The sequence below is a fragment of the Croceitalea rosinachiae genome, assembly GCF_031846445.1.
Classification (GTDB): domain Bacteria; phylum Bacteroidota; class Bacteroidia; order Flavobacteriales; family Flavobacteriaceae; genus Croceitalea; species Croceitalea rosinachiae.
This window is the reverse complement of sequence record NZ_JAVRHR010000021.1, coordinates 1-314: the sequence shown is the minus strand read 5'-3', so window position 1 is coordinate 314 and position 314 is coordinate 1. Positions and strand designations below refer to the sequence as shown.

The 314-nt window shown below is 51.6% G+C and carries 1 pseudogene; it reads left to right on the top strand.

The features are described from left to right. A pseudogene (locus tag RM706_RS16475) lies at nucleotides 1-314 on the top strand (hypothetical protein); the annotation flags it as partial.

Sequence of the window (314 nt, the reverse complement as noted above, 5' to 3'; positions counted from 1 at the left end):
AGTGACGGAGTCACCAATGGAGAAGAGGACACCAATGGGACCGATCCTTACCAAGCCTCAGGTGATACCGATGGAGATGGTATAGACGATGATAATGAGGTGAACAATGGCACGAACCTAAATGACCCCTGTGATCCAGTACAGGCTGCCGGTTACACGGGCTATGACGCGGGTAACGTGATATGGTCCACTGCGGACTGTGACAGTGACGGAGTGACCAATGGGGAAGAAGACACCAATGGCACGGACCCTTACCAAGCCTCCGGTGATACCGATGGAGATGGTATAGACGATGATAATGAGATGAACAATGG